The organism is Magnetospirillum molischianum DSM 120 (assembly GCF_000294655.1).
In the GTDB taxonomy this organism is placed as follows: Bacteria; Pseudomonadota; Alphaproteobacteria; order Rhodospirillales; family Magnetospirillaceae; genus Phaeospirillum; species Phaeospirillum molischianum.
Map to the genome: position 1 here is coordinate 34853 of NZ_CAHP01000060.1, position 20018 is coordinate 54870.

General features: G+C 60.5%; 21 protein-coding genes. All 21 read left to right on the top strand.

Features of this window, described 5'->3' with window-relative positions; all coding sequences use genetic code 11:
* The first annotated feature begins 28 nt into the window (after positions 1-28).
* The 21 genes from PHAMO_RS17680 to PHAMO_RS17780 all read left to right on the top strand — a co-directional run bounded on the left by PHAMO_RS17680 (position 29) and on the right by PHAMO_RS17780 (position 19976).
* Entirely contained in the window at positions 29-1645 is a 1617-nt protein-coding gene (locus PHAMO_RS17680) for a phage portal protein (RefSeq protein WP_002731355.1), read from the top strand.
* A 24-nt stretch (positions 1646-1669) separates the two neighbouring features.
* On the top strand, positions 1670-2551 hold the full coding sequence (locus PHAMO_RS18770) for a DUF6651 domain-containing protein (RefSeq protein WP_002731356.1): 882 nt from the start codon (positions 1670-1672) through the stop codon (positions 2549-2551).
* A gap of 126 nt (positions 2552-2677) precedes the next feature.
* Positions 2678-3622: a major capsid protein gene (locus PHAMO_RS17690; protein ID WP_002731357.1), complete on the top strand. Its 945-nt coding sequence runs from the start codon at positions 2678-2680 to the stop codon at positions 3620-3622.
* Between the two features lie 77 nt (positions 3623-3699).
* Positions 3700-3951, top strand: coding sequence for a glutaredoxin domain-containing protein (locus PHAMO_RS17695; protein WP_002731358.1), 252 nt, complete (start codon positions 3700-3702; stop codon positions 3949-3951).
* Positions 3952-3960: 9 nt separating this feature from the next.
* Complete coding sequence (locus PHAMO_RS17700) at positions 3961-4410, top strand: hypothetical protein (protein WP_002731359.1); 450 nt, start codon at positions 3961-3963, stop codon at positions 4408-4410.
* Between the two features lie 4 nt (positions 4411-4414).
* Positions 4415-4645, top strand: coding sequence for an Acb2/Tad1 domain-containing protein (locus tag PHAMO_RS17705; protein ID WP_002731360.1), 231 nt, complete (start codon positions 4415-4417; stop codon positions 4643-4645).
* A gap of 9 nt (positions 4646-4654) precedes the next feature.
* Positions 4655-5440, top strand: a complete 786-nt coding sequence (locus PHAMO_RS17710) for a hypothetical protein (RefSeq protein WP_002731361.1) — start codon at positions 4655-4657, stop codon at positions 5438-5440.
* Positions 5437-6204 (top strand): hypothetical protein, encoded by a 768-nt coding sequence (locus tag PHAMO_RS17715; RefSeq protein WP_002731363.1) that lies wholly within the window; start codon positions 5437-5439, stop codon positions 6202-6204. The genes PHAMO_RS17710 and PHAMO_RS17715 overlap by 4 nt, the downstream gene beginning before the upstream one ends.
* A gap of 28 nt (positions 6205-6232) precedes the next feature.
* On the top strand, positions 6233-6607 hold the full coding sequence (locus tag PHAMO_RS17720) for a hypothetical protein (protein WP_155801877.1): 375 nt from the start codon (positions 6233-6235) through the stop codon (positions 6605-6607).
* The gene (locus tag PHAMO_RS17725) at positions 6607-7104 is read left to right on the top strand and encodes a hypothetical protein (protein ID WP_002731367.1); all 498 of its coding nucleotides are present in this window, start codon (positions 6607-6609) and stop codon (positions 7102-7104) included. The genes PHAMO_RS17720 and PHAMO_RS17725 overlap by 1 nt, the downstream gene beginning before the upstream one ends.
* Positions 7101-7478 (top strand): minor capsid protein, encoded by a 378-nt coding sequence (locus PHAMO_RS17730; protein WP_002731368.1) that lies wholly within the window; start codon positions 7101-7103, stop codon positions 7476-7478. Before PHAMO_RS17725 ends, PHAMO_RS17730 begins: the two co-directional genes overlap by 4 nt.
* Before the next feature lie 13 nt (positions 7479-7491).
* Positions 7492-8022, top strand: coding sequence for a hypothetical protein (locus tag PHAMO_RS17735; protein ID WP_002731369.1), 531 nt, complete (start codon positions 7492-7494; stop codon positions 8020-8022).
* 71 nt (positions 8023-8093) lie between these two features.
* Positions 8094-8402 carry a hypothetical protein gene (locus PHAMO_RS17740; RefSeq protein ID WP_002731370.1) on the top strand — a complete coding sequence of 103 codons (309 nt, stop codon included), beginning with the start codon at positions 8094-8096 and terminating at the stop codon, positions 8400-8402.
* The gene (locus tag PHAMO_RS17745; protein ID WP_002731371.1) at positions 8354-8719 is read left to right on the top strand and encodes a hypothetical protein; all 366 of its coding nucleotides are present in this window, start codon (positions 8354-8356) and stop codon (positions 8717-8719) included. The genes PHAMO_RS17740 and PHAMO_RS17745 overlap by 49 nt, the downstream gene beginning before the upstream one ends.
* Positions 8720-8749: 30 nt before the next feature.
* A complete protein-coding gene (locus PHAMO_RS17750) occupies positions 8750-12220 on the top strand; it encodes a tape measure protein (RefSeq protein ID WP_002731372.1) in 3471 nt (1156 codons plus the stop codon).
* Entirely contained in the window at positions 12217-12600 is a 384-nt protein-coding gene (locus PHAMO_RS17755; protein ID WP_002731373.1) for a hypothetical protein, read from the top strand. The genes PHAMO_RS17750 and PHAMO_RS17755 overlap by 4 nt, the downstream gene beginning before the upstream one ends.
* Positions 12601-13221, top strand: coding sequence for a hypothetical protein (locus tag PHAMO_RS17760; protein WP_002731376.1), 621 nt, complete (start codon positions 12601-12603; stop codon positions 13219-13221).
* A 42-nt stretch (positions 13222-13263) separates the two neighbouring features.
* Complete coding sequence (locus PHAMO_RS17765) at positions 13264-13656, top strand: C40 family peptidase (protein ID WP_162136978.1); 393 nt, start codon at positions 13264-13266, stop codon at positions 13654-13656.
* Positions 13607-17869 (top strand): host specificity factor TipJ family phage tail protein, encoded by a 4263-nt coding sequence (locus tag PHAMO_RS17770; RefSeq protein WP_002731379.1) that lies wholly within the window; start codon positions 13607-13609, stop codon positions 17867-17869. The genes PHAMO_RS17765 and PHAMO_RS17770 overlap by 50 nt, the downstream gene beginning before the upstream one ends.
* A gap of 82 nt (positions 17870-17951) precedes the next feature.
* A complete protein-coding gene (locus PHAMO_RS17775) occupies positions 17952-18395 on the top strand; it encodes a hypothetical protein (protein WP_002731381.1) in 444 nt (147 codons plus the stop codon).
* A 33-nt stretch (positions 18396-18428) separates the two neighbouring features.
* Positions 18429-19976 carry a hypothetical protein gene (locus PHAMO_RS17780; protein WP_002731383.1) on the top strand — a complete coding sequence of 516 codons (1548 nt, stop codon included), beginning with the start codon at positions 18429-18431 and terminating at the stop codon, positions 19974-19976.
* Positions 19977-20018 lie beyond the last annotated feature (42 nt).

The window sequence follows — 20018 nt, forward strand, 5'->3', positions numbered from 1 at the left end:
TTACCATAGAGGCACCAGGAGAATAGGAATGCCGGATTTCGCAACCGCTGACCAAAAGATGCTGAAGCGCATGATCGAGCGTCGGCATCCCGCCTACGACGATTTGCTGCCGCATTGGCAGTTTCTCGAAGCCTGCTACGAAGGCGGGAGAAGATGGTTTGCAGACAATGTCTTCCGTTACATGAAGGAAGGCGACACCGAGTTCGGCGACCGGGTGAAGCGGGCCTATCGCTTCAATCACACCCGCGAAGTCGTGGATCTGGTGAACAAATATATCTTCAAGGCCGACATTATCCGCAACACGGATGATGCACCCGAGGGGGTGAAGCGGTTCTGGCAGCGGGCTACTCGCTCGAACCTGACGATCGACCAGTTCATGAAGGAGGTTTCGAAGAAATCCTCGATCTACGGTCGCGTCTGGGCGTTCGTGGACACCAACATGCCGGCTGTCGGCGACGGTCGCGTGGCCACGCTCGCCGATGAGAAGAAGCTCGGTGCTCGGGTCTATTCCTACATCGTCACGCCGCCGCACGTTCTCGATCTTGGATACGACGACGAAGATAAGCTCAACTGGATCATGGTTCACGAGTCGGCTCGTGACGACGCCGACCCGCTGGGAAGCACCGGCGCGGTGTTCTCCCGCTTCCGGTTGTGGACCCGCACAGAATGGTTCCTGTTCGAGCTGCGTGTCCGCGAGCGGAACAAGAAGATGGTCGAGCTGGTCGATCAGGGCGAGAACAGACTTGGCGAGGTGCCGTGTGTTCGGGTCGATCACATTCACTCCGACGATCCCTACAACGCCTCTGCACTGATCGCCGATATCGCCTATCTGGATCGGGCGGTGGCCAACTATCTCTCGAACCTGGACGCCATTATCCAGGATCAGACATTCAGCCAGCTCGCCATGCCGGCGCAGGGGATGCTGCCGGGCGAGGAGGGCTACGAGAAGATCCTCGAGCTGGGCACCAAGCGCATCTTCACATACGACGGCGAGCACGGGTCGAAGCCCGAGTTCATCGCCCCGGACCCGAAGCAGGCCGGTGTGGTGTTGGACGTGATCAACAAGATTATCAACGAGATTTATCACACCGTCGGCATGGCCGGCGAGCGCACCAAGCAGGACAACGCCGTCGGCATCGACAATAGCTCGGGCGTGGCCAAGGCGTATGACTTCGAGCGGATGAATGCCCTGCTGGCGTCAAAGGCGGACAGCCTGGACAACGCTGAGAACGCCATCGTGCGTCTGGTCAAGCTCTACACCGGCGAGAAGGTGAAGGAAGACGATGTCGATCTGGTGAAATACCCGGACAGCTTCGACGTGCGCGGACTCTATGACGAGTTCGAGGTGGCTGAACGCCTGTCGCTGATTGAGGCCCCAGACGAGGTGCGTCGCGAACAGATGCGTCAGGTCATTGACAAGCTCTGGCCGCGGATGGCCGCGAGCTTGCGCGCGAAGCTGGAGGCTTCTCTGAAGGATTGGCCACCGCAGCCGATGGATCAGATTGGCGCAGCCCTGGTCAAGGGCGAGGGCGGCGCCGCCATTGGGTCGCTGTCGATCAAGCGACAGCCCCAGCAGCCGACCGTGGGCGCGTCGAAGGACAGCACCCAGGGTCAGAACAACAAGGGCGCCAAGACGGCGGCCTGACGAGCGACAACACGAGGTAGACTTATGGTTGATAAGGTCATCAAGATCACCACGCCGACCGATCCCTATGATCCGGCATGGCAGGTGTGGAACGCTCAGAACCCGGGCGTCTACAAGTCCGTCGGCGCGGCTGCCGCGACCGAGGGTGGGGAAGACGAGAGTGGTGAGGAGAAACCCGTGACGAAGCCGGGTAAGAGATCCGATCGCGAGACGTCCACTCCCACTGACGCTGCGCGCCTGGCTGCTCTGGAGACCGAGCTGGCGAGTGCGCGCCAGTCCGCTGACGAGGCGAAGCGTGCTGCCGAAGATGCCGCTGCGCGCTTGGCTGCCTTCGATGGCGTGGACCCCGTCGAAGCGAAGCGTCTGCTGAAGGAGAAGCAGGAGGCTGAGCTGGCCGCTGCCGAGGCGCGTGGCGAGTTTGATCGGGTCAAGGCTGCCATGGTCGAGGCGCATCAGGTCGAGCTGAGCGCCAAGGACTCGGCGATTTCGACCCTTCAGGGTCAGCTCACCAGTCTTCAGGCTCAAATTGACGAGCTGACCGTTGGTCGGTCGTTCAGCGACAGCGCCTTTATCCGCGATGAATTGGTGCTGACCCCGGCCAAAACCAGGACTCTCTATGGAGCCCACTTCGAGATCGAGGGTGGCGCGCTGGTTGGTTACGACAAGCCGAAGGGCGCGAGCGATCGCACGCCGCTGGTGGACGCTCGCGGCAACAAGCTGGGCTTTGAGGACGCTCTGCGGCGGCTGATCGACGCCGATCCCGACAAGGAGCGTCTGCTGAAGTCGAAGCTGGCCGCCGGCGCCGGGTCTGGAACCCAGGAGAAGGCCCCGGCGCCGACCAAGCAGGTCGAGTTGCACGGCATGAGTCGGATCGCCGCTGCTCTGTCCAAGCAGAAGAGCAAGTAGATCATCAATTCGGATCGAATGGAAAGTCAGCGTTGACTTTATGTGCCTTATGGCGCGATAATTAAGTCAACGCTGACTTTCCGTCGGAAAGCGTGTCTGGTTCCAACGGGCAATAGGGAGTAATTCATGCCCCTTCTCCGCACCACCGCCGAGCTTCTGTCGCAGGAGCAGATGGAGCGCGGCATCATCGAAGAGATCATCGACAAGGACGACCTCTTCGCCGTTCTTCCCTTCAAGCAGGTTGTCGGCAAGGCTTACGTGTATGACCGCGAGCTGACCCTCTCCGAAGGCGATTTCATTGACGTGAACGATGACGTTCCCGAAGGCGCTGCGACCTTCGAGGAAGTCGTGTGCCGCCTCGCTCGCCTGGCTGGCGATGTGGATGTGGACAAGTTCCTCGACGAAACCATGTCGGACATCAATGACCAGAAGGCCACCCAGATCGCCTCGAAGGCGAAGGCCCTGGGTCGCAAGTTCAAGCGCACCCTGGCCACCGGCGATCGCTCGGTGAACAGCAAGGCGTTCGACGGCATCGCGAAACTGGTCGCCGCCGGTCAGACCATCTCGGCTGGCACCAACGGCAACGCTCTGTCGTTCTCGATGCTGGATGAGCTGCTCGACGCCGTTCCGTATGGTGCCGACGCGATCATCATGCGCTCGGGCACCGTTCGCGCCTATCGCGCTCTCCTGCGCGCCACCGGCGCTACCGGCCCGACCGAGGTGATGATCGAAAACTTCGGTCGCCCGATGCTGTGTCACAACGGCGTGCCGATTATCGTGAACGACTTCCTGCCGCTCAACGAGGTTCAGGGCTCCAGTTCGACCACCTGCTCGATCTACGCGGCCCGCTTCAACGAAGCCGACGGTCTGCATGGTATCTACGGCGGCTCGAGCGCCGGCATTCGCATCGAAGACATCGGCACCGTTCAGACCAAGGACGCCTCGCGCACCCGTCTGAAGTGGTATGCCGCCCTGGCTCTGAAGTCCACCAAGTCGCTGGCGCGCATCAAGGGCGTCACCAACTCGGGCGGTCAGGATCAGTCCGGGACCGGCAAGCCGACCTTGGTCTGAGCCTTGATGTAAAGTCAGGGTTGACTTAAACTAGAGGGCGGGGGAAACCCCGCCCTCTACGTTTTTGAGGAAACCCTATGTTCGTCATCGTCTATTCCACTGCCACCTGCCCGCACTGTGTTCGCGCCAAGAGCTTCCTGCGCTCGGCCGGCGTCGAATTCGAAGAGGTGAACCTGACCACGAACCCGGAGCGTCAGGCTGAATTCGCGGAGCGCACCAACGGCGCCCGCGCCGTTCCCCAGATCATCATCGGCAACAAGCTGGTCGGCGGTGCTGACGAGCTGATCCGCCTCGGCCGTCAGGCTGTTCAGGCGATGGTTGTCGAATAAGGAGCCATCATGAAGAAGATCCGCATCGTGGAGCCCGGCTTCGAGGGCTACAACGGCTACATCGGCATCACCCAGTTCGTGGATGGAGTCGCAGAGGTCGATCACATTCGTCTTTCCCAGATTGCGGCTGCCATGCGCGTCGAGGATGCTGAAACCGAGCGTCAGGTTGGCCCGGCGATGGACCTCATCGACGCGCATCACGTTAAGGCCGAGGTCGAGGCGCCGCTGGAGCGCGGCCATGGTGACGCCCCGGTCGAGAATGTGCTGGCTGAAGAGCCCGCGGCCGAGATCAAGCTGACCGTCACCCGTGAGGAGCTGGAGGGGCTTGCCGACAAGAAGGGCATCGCTGGTTTGCGCGAGATTGGCGATCAGCTCGGCGTGAAGAGCAATAGCATCCCTGGCCTGATCGACAAGATTGTTCAGGCGCATGAGGTCGCCAAGGCCAAGATCGCCCAGTAGGAGAATGATCGTGGATAACCAGCATAAGCACATTCGCGGGTATCGCGATCTGTCGGTCGAGGAGATCGCTCTCATGAACGAAGCGAAAGCTTTGGCCGAGCGGGTTGGCGATTTGGTCGAGAAGATCGCCGGCACGCCGGGGGTTGACGGCCGCTGGGTGTCGATCGGAAAGACGGATCTTCAGAAGGGCTTCATGTCGCTAATTCGCGGCATCGCCCAGCCGACCACCTTCTAGGGGGCGGTCATGCAGGTCTATCGCGCATCCACCCCTGTTACCGTCACTTTTCCGCTCGACGGCTTGGCGCCGATCGCGGCCGAATATGAAGTCCGCAACGAGGAGGGCGAGATCGTCGTCCCCTCCGAGTCTCTGACGATCTCCGACGGCCAGCAGGCGGTGGCTGTCGCGATAGCGCCTGTCGCCAACTCGTTGCCGATCGACTCGGTTCGCGCTATGCGGGTCGTGAAGCTGACGCTGGTCACAGCCGTCGGCTCGATCGAAAGGGTCGAGCGATATATTGTCGAGGCGGCGCAGACGCTCGTGATCATGGAGAACACCTATCAGACTTTTGAGAGCGCCCTGCTCGAAGCGATCGAGATGCCGACGCTAAAGGCGTGGCCAACGAAGGCTGAAGGACCGCGGCGAGCGGCTCTGGTCGAGGCATTTCACCGGCTCGGCAAGCTGAAGTATCGTGTCGTGAAGGGCGGCTACACCGAGGACGAACTGTCTCGGTTAGAACCCGTCAGAACGCAGTTCATCAACGACTTGAACGAGCGGTCGCTGAGCGAGTTCCTGAGCTTCCCGTCCAGGTTCCGTCAGGCACTTCGACGCGCCCAAATCGCCGAGGCCGACATCGTTTTGGAGGGCGATATCATCGGTGATCGCCGGCGTGACGGACTCTTGTCAGAGTCGATTGGCGAAAGCTCGATGATGTTCCGTTCGGGCAAGCCGGTGATCCTGCCGGTCAGCAATCAAGCTCTTCGCTATTTGCAAGGCTACGTCTCTCACTCTGTCAGCTTGACCAGATCATGATCGAAAGCGCCAAACAGCGCTGGTTCGATGCCGAGAGGGCGGGGGAGCGCTACGCTTCCTTGGCCCATGGCATGAACGGGCTTTACGCCGAGGCTTTGGGCAGCGTCGATCCGACCTCGCCCAAAGCGCGCTCTGACCTTCGTATCGCCATTTACCAGCTTGCCCAGAGCTTCGTCGCTGGCGAACAGGCCTTCATTGACGATGGGCTCACGGTCGCCGCTCACCAGGGACTCGCTGACGCCCTGGAAGCGCTGGGGTTGGGTGAGACTACTGCCCCTGATCTTCCAGAGCCCGTCAGCGAGCTTCTGAGCGCGACCGGGGAGCATCTGCGCGCTGAAATCGTGATGCAGATCGAGCGTGACGTTCTGGCCGTCGAGAAGCGGCTGCGCGATCTCGCGCTCAAGGTCAACGTGATGACTCGGGCCAGTGACATCTCGAAGCGGGCTGCGATTATTCGTGCCCAGATCAAGGATCGCGGCAGTGTCGAATTCTCCTTCGTGGATCGCGCCGGCCGCCGATGGCCCAGTCAGCGCTATATCTCGACCGTTTGGCGTCAGCACCTTCTGAATGTTCACGTTGAGACGACCCTTCATGTCTTCGCTGAGCGCGGGGCGCAGGCGGTCGAAGTGGTTCATCCCGATCCTAAGAGCGCCAAAAATGGTCTGATGTTCGGTCTTGTCGGACAGCATGATCTGCCCGGTCTCGATGAGATCCGCGACGATGTTTTCCATCCGAATTCGCAGGTCTGGTTACGTCCTTTATAAAGTCAGCTTTGACTTTATAAAGCCTTCGATGGCTGATATAATCGAAGCCATGACTATGCTGCCGCATCTCGACTGCACCATCGCCAAACGGGCGGGCAACGACCGTCACGGTCAGCCCGTCTATGGCGAGATTTTGCCCGCGCATGTTGGCGTCGTGAAGTTTGATGTCGGGGCTGACAAGACCTCTGTGCGTTCTGACTCGTCGGCGTCGCGCGGCAAGGGTGACGAGCCCCAGGCCGACGCTCGGCTGCTGTTCCCGGCCTGGGGCGTGCAGCCGAGCGTCGGCGACATCGTGGAGCTTCAGGGTGCCCGGTTGCGGGTTCAGACGGTGAACCCCCGGCTCGCCGTGCTCGGGCGTCTCGATCATTGGCAGGTGGACTGCGTGATTGCGGGGGCCGGCTGATGGGCGGCAGCGTCACCGGCTTCGAGCAGGTCAAGCTGATGCTGATGCAGGGCGGCGAGCGCGCCACCCAGGCGGCGCGTCGGCAGATGAAGAAGGAAGCCAAGAAGATCAAGGATCTGTCGGTGCTGAACTGCCCGGTGGACAAGCACAATCTTGAAAAGGCCCATCATCTGGTTGAAGAGCGCGTTGGCGTTGGTGGGCGCAAACGCTTCTACGTGGTGGTCGGTGGCACGGTCGATGGTGTGAATGTGGACCAGTATGCCATGCGAGTTCACGAGGAGCATGGGCCGAGACCCGACGGTTTTGGCGTCGGGCCGGGGACGATCGCCAAGGCAAAGGCGTTGAACCGCTTTGTTGGTCGGAAGTTCCTCGAACGCGCCTACGACGAACGGGCGCCGCATATCACCAATGAGCTGATCCAGGCCGTCTCGAACGCGATCGAAAGCCGCGGCGTCGGGGCGTTCGAGGGTGCTGATGGCGATTGGAGCGAAGAATGAAGATTGACGATCTGGCGGATCGCCTTGGTGAGAAGGGCGTTGGTGTGGTCGGTGTGGACGTTTTCACCCACTACATGCCCGACACTTGTGAGGCCGGCGTTTTGCTGCTGCTTGGCGACGATCCGATTGACGCTGAAATTGGCAGCTATCGACCCAATGCCAAATTCCAGGCGGTGGTCAGACATAGCCAGTATCCCGCCGGGTTTGCCCTGGCGGACAAGGTGATCGACGCCTTAACCATCATGGAAGAGAAGACGGCTGGCATGTTCATCAACTTCTGTCGCCCTCGGCATGAGCCCGTCGTCTTCCCCAGATCGACCGGCAACTTGCTCGAATGGTCGATCAATTTCGACGCCAACTACGTCAAGCTGTAAGGAGAGAGTAACGATGGCGAGCGATACCAAAAACGTCAAACTGGGGGTGTGCAAGATCACCTTCGGCGGCACCGACCTGGGTTACACCAAGGGCGGTGTTGAGGTGGAAGTGACCACCGAGGTTCATAAGGTGACGATTGACCAGTTCGGCACCACCAGTGTCGCCGACCTGATCCAGGGTCGGAACATCAAGGTGAAGGTGCCCCTGGCTGAGACCACCCTGGAGAACCTGGTGAAGATCATGCCGGGCGCGACCCTGGTGACGGACGGGACGACCCCGACCAAGAAGCGGGTGGATGTGCAGACCGGCATCGGCATCAATCTGCTGGATGTCGCCCAGGAGATGATCCTGCATCCGGTCTCGAAGGCCGACGCTGACGTGAGCGAGGACTTCATCATCCCGAAAGCGGCCACCGCCGGCGCCCTGAACTTCGCCTACAAGGTGGACCAGGAGCGCATCTTCAACACCGAGTTCAGCGGCTACCCGGACCCGGAAACCAAGGTTCTGTTCAAGGTCGGCGACAAGACCGCTGTCGCTGCGTAATTCGTCAAGTCAGCGCTGATTTGTCTGTGCGGCGGATCAGCGCTGACCAACCACAAGCCAGGAAGATAGACATGACCAAGATGCTGAACCTTGACGCCGTGAAGCCCAAAACCGAACGGGTGCTGAAGCTGAAGGGCCAGGAACACGCCCAGGCGCCGCTGAGCGTCGGCGATTTCATCGACAACGCGCGGGCGTCGCGGCGCCTGGCTGAAAAGCCCGATCTGGTCGAAGAGTTCGAGTTGGTGCTCGGCATGGTCGGCCGGTCGTTCCCGACGGTCCCGGAAACCGATCTGCGTGCCCTGACCTTTGAGCAGCTCTCGACGATCCTGAGTTGGTCGCAGACCGACGAGAGCGCGGAGGACGCCGAGGGAAAGGAGTAAGCGGCGAGGAGGAAGGTGACGAAGTCGAGGAGATCGACTTCGCCTTCTTCTTTTGCCGCGTGATGCACCACTACCGGATGAACTACGACGAGCTTTTGGCGCTGCCTGTTGAGGTCTTCTGGGAGCTGAACAAGAACGTGAACCGCATTCAGGCCGAGAAGGATCTGAGGGCGACACAGGTGGCCCAGGCCGGACAGTTGACCGGCGAGGGCGTCAAGACGTTCGAGGACTCTCTGCGCCGCGAGATGGGCAGGGTGGTCGTTGAAAAGCCGAAGTTGGACAGGGCCGCGTTGAGCGATCTTCTCGCGTCCTTGTAGGTAAGTCAAACTTGACTTTATAGGTGGGCGATGCGCGCAGGTGTTATTCGGGTCGAACTGGAGCTGGAGAACGGCGAATTCACGCACCGGCTGGTAAAGGCCGGCACGGATCTCAATGCGCTTCAGAACCAGCTTGGCTCGACCATCGTCGCCGTCAAGCGCATGGACAGCGCCAGCCTTGGCCTGGGCCGGACCCTGCACGACTTCGTGACCACGGTCGGCCTGGCCAAGGCTGCTATGAGCAACCTCTGGGGCGCCAGTGGCGGCTGGATCTCTAACATCGTCAAGACCAACGGCGAGTTGGAGCGAATGCAGATGCTCATGAAGGGCATGAGCACCGCCGCAACCACCGCCGGGCGAACCTCCGAGGCGAAAGAAAACGTCTCTTGGTTGATGAGCTATGCCAAGGAGGCGCCGTTTAGCCTGAGCGCGCTGAATGACACCTTTGTCAAGTTCGCCACCGGCGGACTCGACAATACCAGATCGAAGATGCGGGCGCTGGTCGATGCCACCGCGGCGTTTGGTGGCACCGAAGATCAGCTCCATCGTGCAGCCATCGCCATTCAGCAGATGGCTGGTAAGGGCGTGATCTCGATGGAAGAGCTGCGGCAGCAGCTCGGTGAAGCCGTGCCCACGGCAATGAAGGCGATGGCCATCGGCTCGGGCGTTTCAATGGCTGAGCTGGCCAAGACTGTTTCCAAGGGCGTTGTCGAGTCCAAGACGGCGATGGAGCGCATGTTCGCCACCATGCAGCTTCTCTATGGCGGCTCGGCCCAGGAAATGATGTCGAGCTTCACCGGCCTGCTGTCGCAGATCGAAACCCGCTGGGTGACGCTACAGAAGACCATCGGCGACGGCGGCGGTGGTGAGAAAAATGGCTTCTACGCCACCGTCAAGCAGCAGCTCGTCGATATTATCGCCTTGTCCGACGACCCTAGGGTTAATCGGATCGGTGACTCCTTCGGTGCCGGCCTGAAGGACACGATGCTTCAGGTTCGCAACATCGTCGTCGAGATGGCGAGTTGGCGCCAGGAGATCGGGGCTGTAGCGATGGCCCTTGGCGCTCTCGTCGCGGCGAATGTCGTCAGCAGCTTCCTGAACGGCATTCGGAACATGCTGGTCGCCGGCGTTATGGACTGGAAGGTCTATTCGGCGGGCGTCAAGACGGCCGCGGCCGACGTTGTTGCGGCGGCCGCGCTGATGCGTCAGGCGACCACCGCAACTCAGGCGATGAGTATGGCCGTGACCGGCGCCGGCGCCGCGGTGACGATGTTCGGCCGTGCTCTGGGGATGCTCACCGGCCCCATCGGTATCGCTTTGACCTTCCTGACGATCCTTGCCATTGAGCTGGATCTGTTCAAGAGCAAGACCGCCGCGGCTGCGGAGAGTTACGCGGCGTTCAAGCGTGGCATCTACGATCAGAAGCAAATCGAGACCGCGACGGAAGACATCAAGGCTCTTACCGACAAGATCGCCGAACTCGAAGACACGAAGAGAAGGAGACAGAAAGACTCTACCGATCCGAGCATGAGCGCTGTTCAGCGTCGCAACGCTCTCATCGCCGTCGCCGATCTCGAAGAGAAGATCGCCAAGAAGCGTCAGCAGATTGCTGAGCGCCAGGGTCTTCTCGACAGTGCCCTTAGCGAGCAGAGGGAAACCGAAGCTCGTCAGGTGGCGACGCGCAATCTTGCTCGATTGAACCAGGAAGTTGCCAGCCGCAAAGCGGTCAACGACAAGGAAATCAACGATCGGTTCGAGCAGTTTCAGAAGGAATACGATGCTCTCGGCAACAACGAGGCTGCGAAGCTAAAGCTGCGCGACAAGTTCTTTGCCGAAAATCACGCGCGCGCCGACCAGTATTACGGCGATGTGATCGCGATGGCCCAGAAAGAGGTCGATATCTGGCGCCAGAAGGCGGCGGCCGGCGGCGATCAGGGTCAGATTGCTCAGGCTCGCGAGAGCTTGAAGTTGGCCGAAGAGCGTCTCGAAACGCTTCGGGCCGAGCGCCGTTTGCAGCAGGAACAGAACTTCAAGGCGCTCAAGCTCAATACCGACAAGAACGACCCGGCGGCCGAAAAGGCAAAGACGCAGTTCGATCAGCTCAAGACGGCGATCGTCAACGCTCAGGGCGCGCTCGCGAGCATTCATGCTCAGATGAAAGGCGGCAACGCTGATCTGGCGAAGTTCGACGCAAAGATCGACGCCGGTCAGTTTTCCGAAGCCCTGAAGAGCCTCCCGGAGGCCCAGAAAGCCTACGCCAAGCTGCGCGAGATCATCAAGCAGACCGGCGAGGCCAAGCTGGAGCTGGAGAACCAACAGGCTCGCGAGAAGATCGACAACATCTTCAGGTCGATGGACGACTCGATCGCCAAATCGAGCGAGCGTCTGGAGGAGTTCAAGCGCGAGCTGACGGACGACACCGCGGCGCGGTTCGGCGGCGAATACGCCAATGCGATGGCTCAGATCGAGAAGAAGGCCAGGGATGTCGCCGAGACTGAGAAGGCGACCGCCGAGGATCGCATTCGGGCCGAAGAAAAGGTCGCCGCTGCCAAGCAGGGCTGGATCAATCAGTATGCCGCCAGTCAGGCGTTGAAGTGGCGCGAGGCGAACCAGCAGGAAGAGCTGGAGTTGGCCAAGACCGAAGACGCCAAGCGGGCAATTCGCGAGAAGCACGCGCAGATCGAGATCGAGCGCATTCGCACTCTCGCCGACTCCTATGCCAAGAGCGAGAACGGCAAGGTCGAAATCACCGAAGCTGCGGCGAAGCGCATTGAGGCGATCCAGGCCCAGTTGGCCGAGGCCAACAAGGGGCCGATCCGTCGGATGTTCGATAGCTGGAGCGATTACACGGCGCGCATGGAGGAGGCCGGCGCTCGCTGGATCGACGGGTTCACCGACAAATTGGTGGATTTCGCGGTAACGGGCAAGGCCACATTTGCTGACTTCGCCGAGTCGATCCTCCGCGACATTCTGAAGATGCAGTATCAGGCCGCCATCGCTCAGGCCAGCAGCGGATGGCTTGGGAACGCACTGAGCGGGCTCGGGAGCGCCATTGGTGGCTTCCTGGGTGGCGGCAGCACTCCATCAAGTGGTCTTGGGGATTATGGGTCCGTTGGTGGCGGATCAATGGTCGCCCAGGCTCACACCGGCGGCATTGTTGGTGCGGACGGGCTCGCTATGCGGCGGGTTGATCCTTCGTGGTTTGAAAGCGCGCCGAAATTCCATACCGGCGGCGTCGTTCGCGGGCTCAAGAACGATGAGGTGCCGGCTGTCCTGCGCAAGGGCGAAGGCGTCTTCACCGAAGAGCAGATGAAGGCGCTCGGCCGCGATCGCGGCGGCGCCAACGTCCAGATCAACGTCATCAATCAGACCGGTCAGGGCGTCACTGCCGAGCAGGGACAGCCGCGCTTCGACGGCGAGCAGATGGTGCTCGACATCGTGCTACGCGCGGCGTCGCGCCCCGGCGCGTTTCGCGATGGGATGAAAGGAGCCATGTCGTGACGGTTCGCAGCTTTCCGGCCATCTCTGGCCGTGATCAGAAATACTACAACGAAAAATTGGACAATCCCGCCGCTGGATCGAAATCCGAAGGTGGTTACGAGTTCACCAGGCCGAAGTTCACCCGGCGCCCGCGTCGCACGTTCGCTGACGGTTACACGGCTATCAGCCAGGCTGAAAAGACCAGTCTGGAGCAGTTCTGGAACGACGTGCGCGGCAGCTCTGACATTTTCCTGTGGACGAGCCCTATTACCGGCGAGTCGGTTCAGGTTCGCTTTGTTCTCGGGAAGACCTTGGACTTCAAGTATTCGCACTTCCAGAAGACGCTCGATGATGAGCCGGATCATCGCTGGGATGTGAGCTTCGAGGTGAGGGAGGCATAAATGGCTCGCCATCTCTCTGTCGGAACCGTCATTGAGAAGAACAGAATTGCCTCGAACGTCGCCTTCGTCATTTTGATCGAGGTCGAGGTGAAGGATAGCTTCGGGAACCTGGTTGAAATACTCAGAATGGCCAGGAACAACGAACCAATCATCTTTCAGGACAATGAGTATGTTGCGGCAAATTTCGAGTTGAGCTTGAAGGAGCAGGCTGGCTCGATCCCAGAGATCCAGGTTGTCGCCCAGGATCATACCTTGGCGATCCAGCAGCGGATGCAGGAATATGGCGGGGGCGTCGGGTTCGGCATCAGGATGATCGTCGTCAACACGGGCAATCTCAGTCAACCGCCCGAAATCGTCGAGACCTTCAAGGTCATTCGGGCCAGCGCTCGCGGCTATGTTGTGACTTTCGGGCTCGGCGCAGAGAACCCCCTGTCGATGCGTTTCCCGCGCCGTCGGCAGATGCGTGATCGCTGCTCTTGGCGCTTCGGAAGCGCCGAGTGCGGCTATGTCGGCGATCTTCGCTCGTGCGATCTTTCTCTTCAGGGGCCGAACGGGTGCGCGGCTCACGGGAACACCCGGCGCTTTGGCGGCTTCCCTGGTCTTTCTGTGGGTAAAAGATAAAGTCAACGCTGAATGGTGCAAACTCACAAGGATGTGGTAGAATTGATCGGTATCGCGTTCCGTTACGGCGGGCGCGGGCCCGAAGACTACGACTGTTGGGGCCTGTTGATGGAGCTGTGTCGCCGGGATAATAAAGTCATCCCTGACTTTCGCAGCACTTCCAATATAGCGAAGATCGCCAGGATCATGGCGACCAACAGGCACCAGTGGCGACAGATCGAGCTTCGGCCAGGCTGCGGGCTCTGGTTTCGGGTCCGGGGGTTCGCGTCGCACGTCGGCTACTACCTGGGGAACGACAAGTTCGTTCACACCTGGGAGGAGTCAGGCGGCGTTGTGGTTGAGCGGCTGAGCCAGTGGGAACACCGTCTGATTGGGGCCTTTGAGTATGTCGGAGACGAAGCAGATCCAGCCGCTTTACGCCCTGGCGAACCCTGAAGCCAAGGTAAACTGCCTCATCGTTTACAACCCCCTCGATGTCAGCCAGCGCTCGCGCTGCGAGATTGTCTGGGGCCTGAACCGGACGCTGGCCGACTATTTGGATGGCCTGCCCGAGGGGATCGAGTGGGGCGTCTGTGTCAACGCGGACGCGATCGAGCGCGAGCGCTGGGGAAGCATCTATCTCGCACCCGATGACTGGATCACGCTGATGCCGGTCCCCGAGGGCGGCGGAGGGGGGGGTGGGAAAACTGTAATGCGTCTTGTGGCAATGATTGCTGTTGCGGTCGTTGCCTGGCAGGCGGCTCCATATCTCGCTTCAATGATCCCTGGGGCAGTGGCCGCTGGCCCTACGATTACCGGCGCCGCCGGCTACATGACGACGATGGGGAGCATTGCCTCTTCTGTAATCGGCGGCGCGATTACAGTTGTCGGTGGCATGCTGGTCAACGCTCTGATGCCAGCACCCAGGGCCAAGACTGCCGACGCGTCGTGGAACTCATCCTCGGGCGGAACCGATAGCCCCTCTTATGGCATCGACGGTGCCAAAAACACAGCGAATGAGGGCGTTCCGGTGCCGGTCCCCTATGGCGCGTTCCGCATCGGCGGCAACATCGTCAATTTCAAAACCGTCAATGACGACAACACCCAGATCATTTACATGATGACCGCTCTGGGTGAGGGCGAGATTGAGAGTGTCTCGGACATCGAGATCAACGAACAGCCTCTTTCGAACTACAGCGACGTGGAGGTGATCACTCGTCTGGGCGTCAACAACCAGGAAATAATCCCCTGGTTCGATGACACCCTGGCCTCCTACAACCGCGGCGTCAAGATCACCCGCAACTGGACCAAGCACAAGACCGTCGGCGAAGTTGACAGGTTCCGCGTTGACGTTGTGTTCCCTTATGGCCTGTGTGGGACGGATACCGCCAGCGGCGGTCGCGTGACGATCTCTGTCCCGGTCGAGATCCAGTATCGTAAGGTGGGCAGCGCCGTCTGGAGCACTCTAGGCGTCTACGACATCGGCGCTGCCCAGCGCACCGCCCTGCGCAGGAGCTTCGAGTCGCCGCTGCTCGAACAGGGGCAGTATGAAATCTGGGTGCGCCGCAACACTGACGATAGCGACTCCGATACTATTCAGGATGACGTTAATCTGTCTGATGTGTGGGAAATCGTTACTGACGATGTTTGCTATAATCACTCAGCGATCTTGGCACTTAAGATAAAGCTGACGGATCAGCTTTCCGGGGTGCCCAAGGTCACGGCGTTGGTAAAGGGGCGGAAGCTCAACATCTTTGATCGTCGCGGCGATCTCGTTTCAACCGTCTTCAGCGCGAACCCGGCGTGGATCGCGATCGACATCCTGACGCACCAGCGCTACGGCGGAGGGATGGGGCTCTCTCGGATCGATTTCCCCCGCTGGGTCGATCTGGCTGATTACTGCGCCGAAAAGGGCTTGGAGTTTAACGGCGTCTTCGACTTTAACACCAACGTCTGGGAGGCGCTCCAGAACGTCCTACGCGTCGGGCACGCCCAGATCATCAATGTCGGCACCCGCTATTCCGTGGCGATCGAACGCCCCGACGATCCTGTGATGATGTTCGGTGTCGGCGACATTATCGCCGACACCTTCAACATCGAATGGCTGGCGCTCGAGGACCGGGCGAACGAAATCGAGGTCGCCTACTACGATCGCGACGATGGCCACAAGCGGCGCACTATCAAGGTGGCCGACGAGGAGGCCCTGGACCGCGGCGTCCCCCAGCGTTCCGCGAGCGTCGCTCTTCTCGGCGTGACCAGCGTCGATCAGGCATACAAGGAAGGCTGGCTTCAGCTTGCGCTGAACAAATACATCCTCCAAACCGTCTCCTTTGACGCTCCGCTGAGCGCCATCGCCTGCACCGTCGGCGACCTGGTGTTTGTGCAGCACGACATGCCGAAGTGGGGCGACGCTGGCAAGGTCGAGGCCGGCTGCACGTCTAGCTTGATCAAGCTAGACCGCCCAGTCACGATGGTCGCCGGGCGGCAATATAAGTGCCTGATCCACTTTGATGCCCTGAAGCGCTACACCGGCATCGTGCATCACATTGTCGGCACTTCGGTTTTCGTGTCCGGGATCGACGACGCCACCTTGAAGCACTGCCGGCGGTTCGTCAGCAATGGGCATGATATCGCCGTTCTAGGGTTGGTGAAGCAGAACCCCTATGTCGAGGTTATCCTCGACACCACGAGCGGGTTGGCCACCGGCGCGTCGTTCGAGCTGTGGGATACCGACGTTCTCGAGGATCGCTCGGTCGTCGGCGCCGCCGCAAGCGGGGAGGTGACAGAGATCACCCTCGCCACGCCGCTGAGCCAGGCGCCAGCCCAGTTCGCCAACTGGATGTTCGGCGAGAACACCAAGATCAAGAAGCCATTCCGCGTGCTTTTGATCGCCGGCCAGGGCGAATACACGCGGACACTGAGCTGCCTCGAATACAACGAGTCGGTCTACCAGGACCCCGAGCACGCCACGCCGACGCCGAACTATTCAGCGCTGCGCGGGGGCATCGGGCACGTTCTCGACCTAGCTGCCGTCGAGGAGCTTTATCAGGTCGGCAGTGCCGTCAGGACGCGCCTGAACATTGGCTGGACACAGCCGTTGACCGGGCTCTATGGCGGTGCCGACATCTACCTGTCGATCAACAATGGCGAATATCGCCTGATCGACAGCGTGGTCGGCACGGTCTATTCGATGGATGTCACCGACGGCGATCGGATGTCGTTCGTCGTGGTGGCCAAGGATGCGCTTGGCGTGCGCGCCGAGCGCATCACGGCCCCGAGTGTCTGGCATCTGGTGCTCGGAAAGACCACCCCGCCGGCGGACGTGACCAACTTCTCCGTTCGGAAGGTGCCGGGCGGCATCGAGTTCACCTGGAGCCCGATCCCCGACATCGACCTTCGGGGATATGAGATCCGCGAGGGCCTGTCCTGGGATGATGGCGTCGTGATCATGCACGACTTCATGGGAACCCAGTTCACCGCCGCGAAGGCGGCCGCCGGCGCCTTCGCCTGGCACATTCGGGCGAAGGACACCAACGGGAACTACTCGAACGGCGTCGCCACCTGCCGTCTCAACGTGCCAGCACCGAGGTCGGTGCGCGGCTTCAACGTGGTCAAGAACATCGACACCCTTCATTTCGTGTGGCTGCCGAACAGCGAGGTGGACATCAGCCACTATGAGATCCGCGAGGGCGCGACGTGGGCTTCCGGCATCGTCATCGGCCGCATTCAGGGCGCCCAGCACACGGTCCCGGCGGCGACCGGCGGAAATCGTTCGTTCTGGATCAAGGCGGTGGATAGCGCTGGCATCTACAGTGATCAGGCTGCGTTCACGATGACCACGGTGGCGATCAGTGATGACCACAATCTGATCCTGGCCAAGAATGAGTCGGCTAACAGCTACCCCGGCACCAGGCTGAACATGGACACGAACGGTAGCGATCTCGTCATGAGCGTTGGTGCTCAGCACGGCGAATATATCCACAAGATCGAGTTGGCGACGCAGAATACCGGGCGGGTGATCATCAACGACGCTTTCGACGCTATCATTGTGGATGGGAAGACCTGGGGCGACGCCGGGTTTAATTGGGCAAGCGCGGACTCGAACGTGCCGTGGATCAGACCGGGCATCCTCGACACCATCTCGATCGAGCGGCAGATCGCCATCTGGAGCGGGTTGCAGGCGGGCGAGATCGAAGCGTGGTCGATGAACGGGATGGTTGTCGGCATGAAGGGGACAGCCGCCGTGACGAACTCGAAGATCACCTTCGAGCAGGGTCGCTTCAACCAGGGCGCCCTGATCGGGGATACCTCGGCTCTGAAATACGACTACACGGTGCCGGACGCCTTCAACATGACGTTCTGGATGAAGCCGAAGCAGACCAGCGTGGGCAATAGCTTCCGCGTCGTCACCCTGTCGAAGACGGCAGGCTACATGCGTCTGGAGTATGACGATCAGCTCCGGTGCTTTGTGCTGGACTGCTCTGACGGGGTTCTGCTGCGCACAGATGCCCTTGATTTCGGGCCGGGGGACTTCCTGTTGTTCGCCCTTGTTCAGACCCCCGCGGCCCGCAGAGTGCATGTCGGGCGGGCGCGGGGGAGGGCAATCGTTACCGGGTCGGTAACGAAGCCGGCGATCACCGGGTTCGACACGATCCAGTTCGCCGCGTAGGTTGTAAAGTCAGCGCTGACTTGCTAACACCCCTTCGATAGCGCATAATAGGGGGCAGCGCTGACTTGCCAAGGAGACATTGATGAACGACACCCTGAAGATGCACGGCGCGATGGAAGCTGTGCTCGTCCGCGCCAACGGCGATGTGGAAGTGATCCGCAAGGACAACATCATCGTGGATGTGGGCTTCGATTTCATCGCCGACGCCATCGGGAAGGTCGCCAGCCGCCCGAACGTGATGGGCTACATCGCCGTCGGGACCGGCTCGACCGCGCCCGCCACCTCTCAGACCGCCCTGGTTACGGAGCTGGCCCGCGCCGCCGCCACCTATTCCCACACGACCGGCACCAAGACCTTCACCTTCACCACCACTTTCGCCGCCGGCACCGCTACCGGCGCCATTCAGGAGGCTGGAGTGTTCAATGCGTCCTCGTCCGGCATCATATTTGATCGCGTGACCTTCTCGGTGGTCAACAAGGGCGCGGACGACAGTCTGACCATCACCTTCACCTTCACCATGTCGTAATCGTCAAGTCCGCGCTGACTTGAAAGGATAGACATGACGACGACCGAAAAGACGCTCGGCGCCAGCTATACTTGGTCCTCCGCAGATTTCGACTACAATGATCTGCGGAGTTCGACCAAGACCTGGGCCGAAGCAGCGGCGTGGAACAGCAGCGTGACCGAGACGCAAGCGTTCGCTATTGCGGAGCTTGGTTCCCGTGGCGTCACGAAGCCATTCTATCGCTCGCTTTCGGTCGTCGATGCTTTAAATCGGCTGACCGCCTTCGATCGCAAGTTCAGCGAAGCCTTCACCACGGCCTCTGCGGTGGCGAAGGCTTTTGGACTTGCGATCTCGCAGGTTCTTGCTGTCGCCGAGATTGCCGCTAAGACGCCGCTGAAGCCGTTCGTCGAAACCTTCGGCGTGGTCGTTAGCTACTGGAAAAGCATCGGCGTGAACCCGATCGAGATGATCCGGGTGGCGGACTCTATCGCCATGCTGCGGGTCTATTCCCGCGTCTTCGACGAGACATTGGCACTGGCCGAACTCGGCTCTCGCGGCGTCACCCGGCCCATTCGGGAGGCTTTTCGCGTCGTTGATCAGGCGCCGGCCAAGAGCTTCTCGAAGGTCAATCTGGAAACACTCGGGTTCGCCGAAACCTACACCGACATTATTGCCTTCATCGTGAAGGTGATTGAGTCAATTACCATCTCGGAGACACCTGGGAAGACCTGGAGTCATCCCGTAACCGAGAGTTTTGGCGTCTCCGACACAAAGGTTACCAAGATAGCCGGTCTGGTAAAAAACGAGACCCTGACTGTCGCTGAGGCATTCAGGTCACTGAAGACGTTCTATAGGGCGCTGCTGGAGAATTTAGGCGTCACAGACGCGCGCTCCAGCGGCGTCTACAAGCCGATCCACGAGACGATCGAGGTGGGCGAGGGTGTTGGCAAGAGCGCCGCCCTGTCGAAGGCCGAAGCGCTGGCAATTGCCGATTTGGCGACGCGAGCGTCGGTGTTTCAGCGTGAGTTTCAGCGCACCTTCAGCGTGTCGGAGGCTGTCAGGAAGACGGCAAGCCTTCGCTTCAGCGAGGTTTGGCGGATCTACGATCGTCTGGTGCGAAACGCAAACGCAGTTCTGTCCGACGTGAAGATGACCAACGCGGCTGACATCTCAGTGGATGACTTCGACGATTTGCTGGATCGTCTGGCCCCGCCTGGCTACCAGAGCTTCAACACGTTCGTCGCTGGCGACTACACCTTCCAGAAGGCATTGGTGCGGCACGTTCTGCGCACCGAGTCGAGCGATCGGCCGCGGATCACGACGCTGAGAACAACGGTTGATCTGCCCGACGTGTTCGATCGCGGCGAACTGTGGCTGAATGCCGTCGAAACCACCATTCCGTTCAATCGGGTGTTTAATGCGCTGCCCGAGGTCACAGTATCGCTGAAGGCGGGGATCGCCGGCGACCCTACGGCTGGGATCACCGAATTCGCCGTCCCCAGAATTACCGAGATCGGGATCGGCTACTTCAAGGTCAAGCTGATGACAAGCGCCGGGACGCTGACGCCTGGGCGGGTCTCCTGGGCCGCTCACGGCTATTGACGGGTTTGTCTTGACCTCCTCGCGAGGCTATAATAAAGTCAA

Excerpts from the sequence above, each read along its gene's own strand:
- PHAMO_RS17680 (WP_002731355.1), top strand. The coding sequence starts at position 29 with ATGCCGGATTTCGCAACCGCTGACCAAAAGATGCTGAAGCGCATGATC.
- PHAMO_RS18770 (WP_002731356.1), top strand. The coding sequence starts at position 1,670 with ATGGTTGATAAGGTCATCAAGATCACCACGCCGACCGATCCCTATGAT.
- PHAMO_RS17690 (WP_002731357.1), top strand. The coding sequence starts at position 2,678 with ATGCCCCTTCTCCGCACCACCGCCGAGCTTCTGTCGCAGGAGCAGATG.
- PHAMO_RS17695 (WP_002731358.1), top strand. The coding sequence starts at position 3,700 with ATGTTCGTCATCGTCTATTCCACTGCCACCTGCCCGCACTGTGTTCGC.
- PHAMO_RS17700 (WP_002731359.1), top strand. The coding sequence starts at position 3,961 with ATGAAGAAGATCCGCATCGTGGAGCCCGGCTTCGAGGGCTACAACGGC.
- PHAMO_RS17705 (WP_002731360.1), top strand. The coding sequence starts at position 4,415 with ATGATCGTGGATAACCAGCATAAGCACATTCGCGGGTATCGCGATCTG.
- PHAMO_RS17710 (WP_002731361.1), top strand. The coding sequence starts at position 4,655 with ATGCAGGTCTATCGCGCATCCACCCCTGTTACCGTCACTTTTCCGCTC.
- PHAMO_RS17715 (WP_002731363.1), top strand. The coding sequence starts at position 5,437 with ATGATCGAAAGCGCCAAACAGCGCTGGTTCGATGCCGAGAGGGCGGGG.
- PHAMO_RS17720 (WP_155801877.1), top strand. The coding sequence starts at position 6,233 with ATGGCTGATATAATCGAAGCCATGACTATGCTGCCGCATCTCGACTGC.
- PHAMO_RS17725 (WP_002731367.1), top strand. The coding sequence starts at position 6,607 with ATGGGCGGCAGCGTCACCGGCTTCGAGCAGGTCAAGCTGATGCTGATG.
- PHAMO_RS17730 (WP_002731368.1), top strand. The coding sequence starts at position 7,101 with ATGAAGATTGACGATCTGGCGGATCGCCTTGGTGAGAAGGGCGTTGGT.
- PHAMO_RS17735 (WP_002731369.1), top strand. The coding sequence starts at position 7,492 with ATGGCGAGCGATACCAAAAACGTCAAACTGGGGGTGTGCAAGATCACC.
- PHAMO_RS17740 (WP_002731370.1), top strand. The coding sequence starts at position 8,094 with ATGACCAAGATGCTGAACCTTGACGCCGTGAAGCCCAAAACCGAACGG.
- PHAMO_RS17750 (WP_002731372.1), top strand. The coding sequence starts at position 8,750 with ATGCGCGCAGGTGTTATTCGGGTCGAACTGGAGCTGGAGAACGGCGAA.
- PHAMO_RS17760 (WP_002731376.1), top strand. The coding sequence starts at position 12,601 with ATGGCTCGCCATCTCTCTGTCGGAACCGTCATTGAGAAGAACAGAATT.
- PHAMO_RS17770 (WP_002731379.1), top strand. The coding sequence starts at position 13,607 with ATGTCGGAGACGAAGCAGATCCAGCCGCTTTACGCCCTGGCGAACCCT.
- PHAMO_RS17775 (WP_002731381.1), top strand. The coding sequence starts at position 17,952 with ATGAACGACACCCTGAAGATGCACGGCGCGATGGAAGCTGTGCTCGTC.
- PHAMO_RS17780 (WP_002731383.1), top strand. The coding sequence starts at position 18,429 with ATGACGACGACCGAAAAGACGCTCGGCGCCAGCTATACTTGGTCCTCC.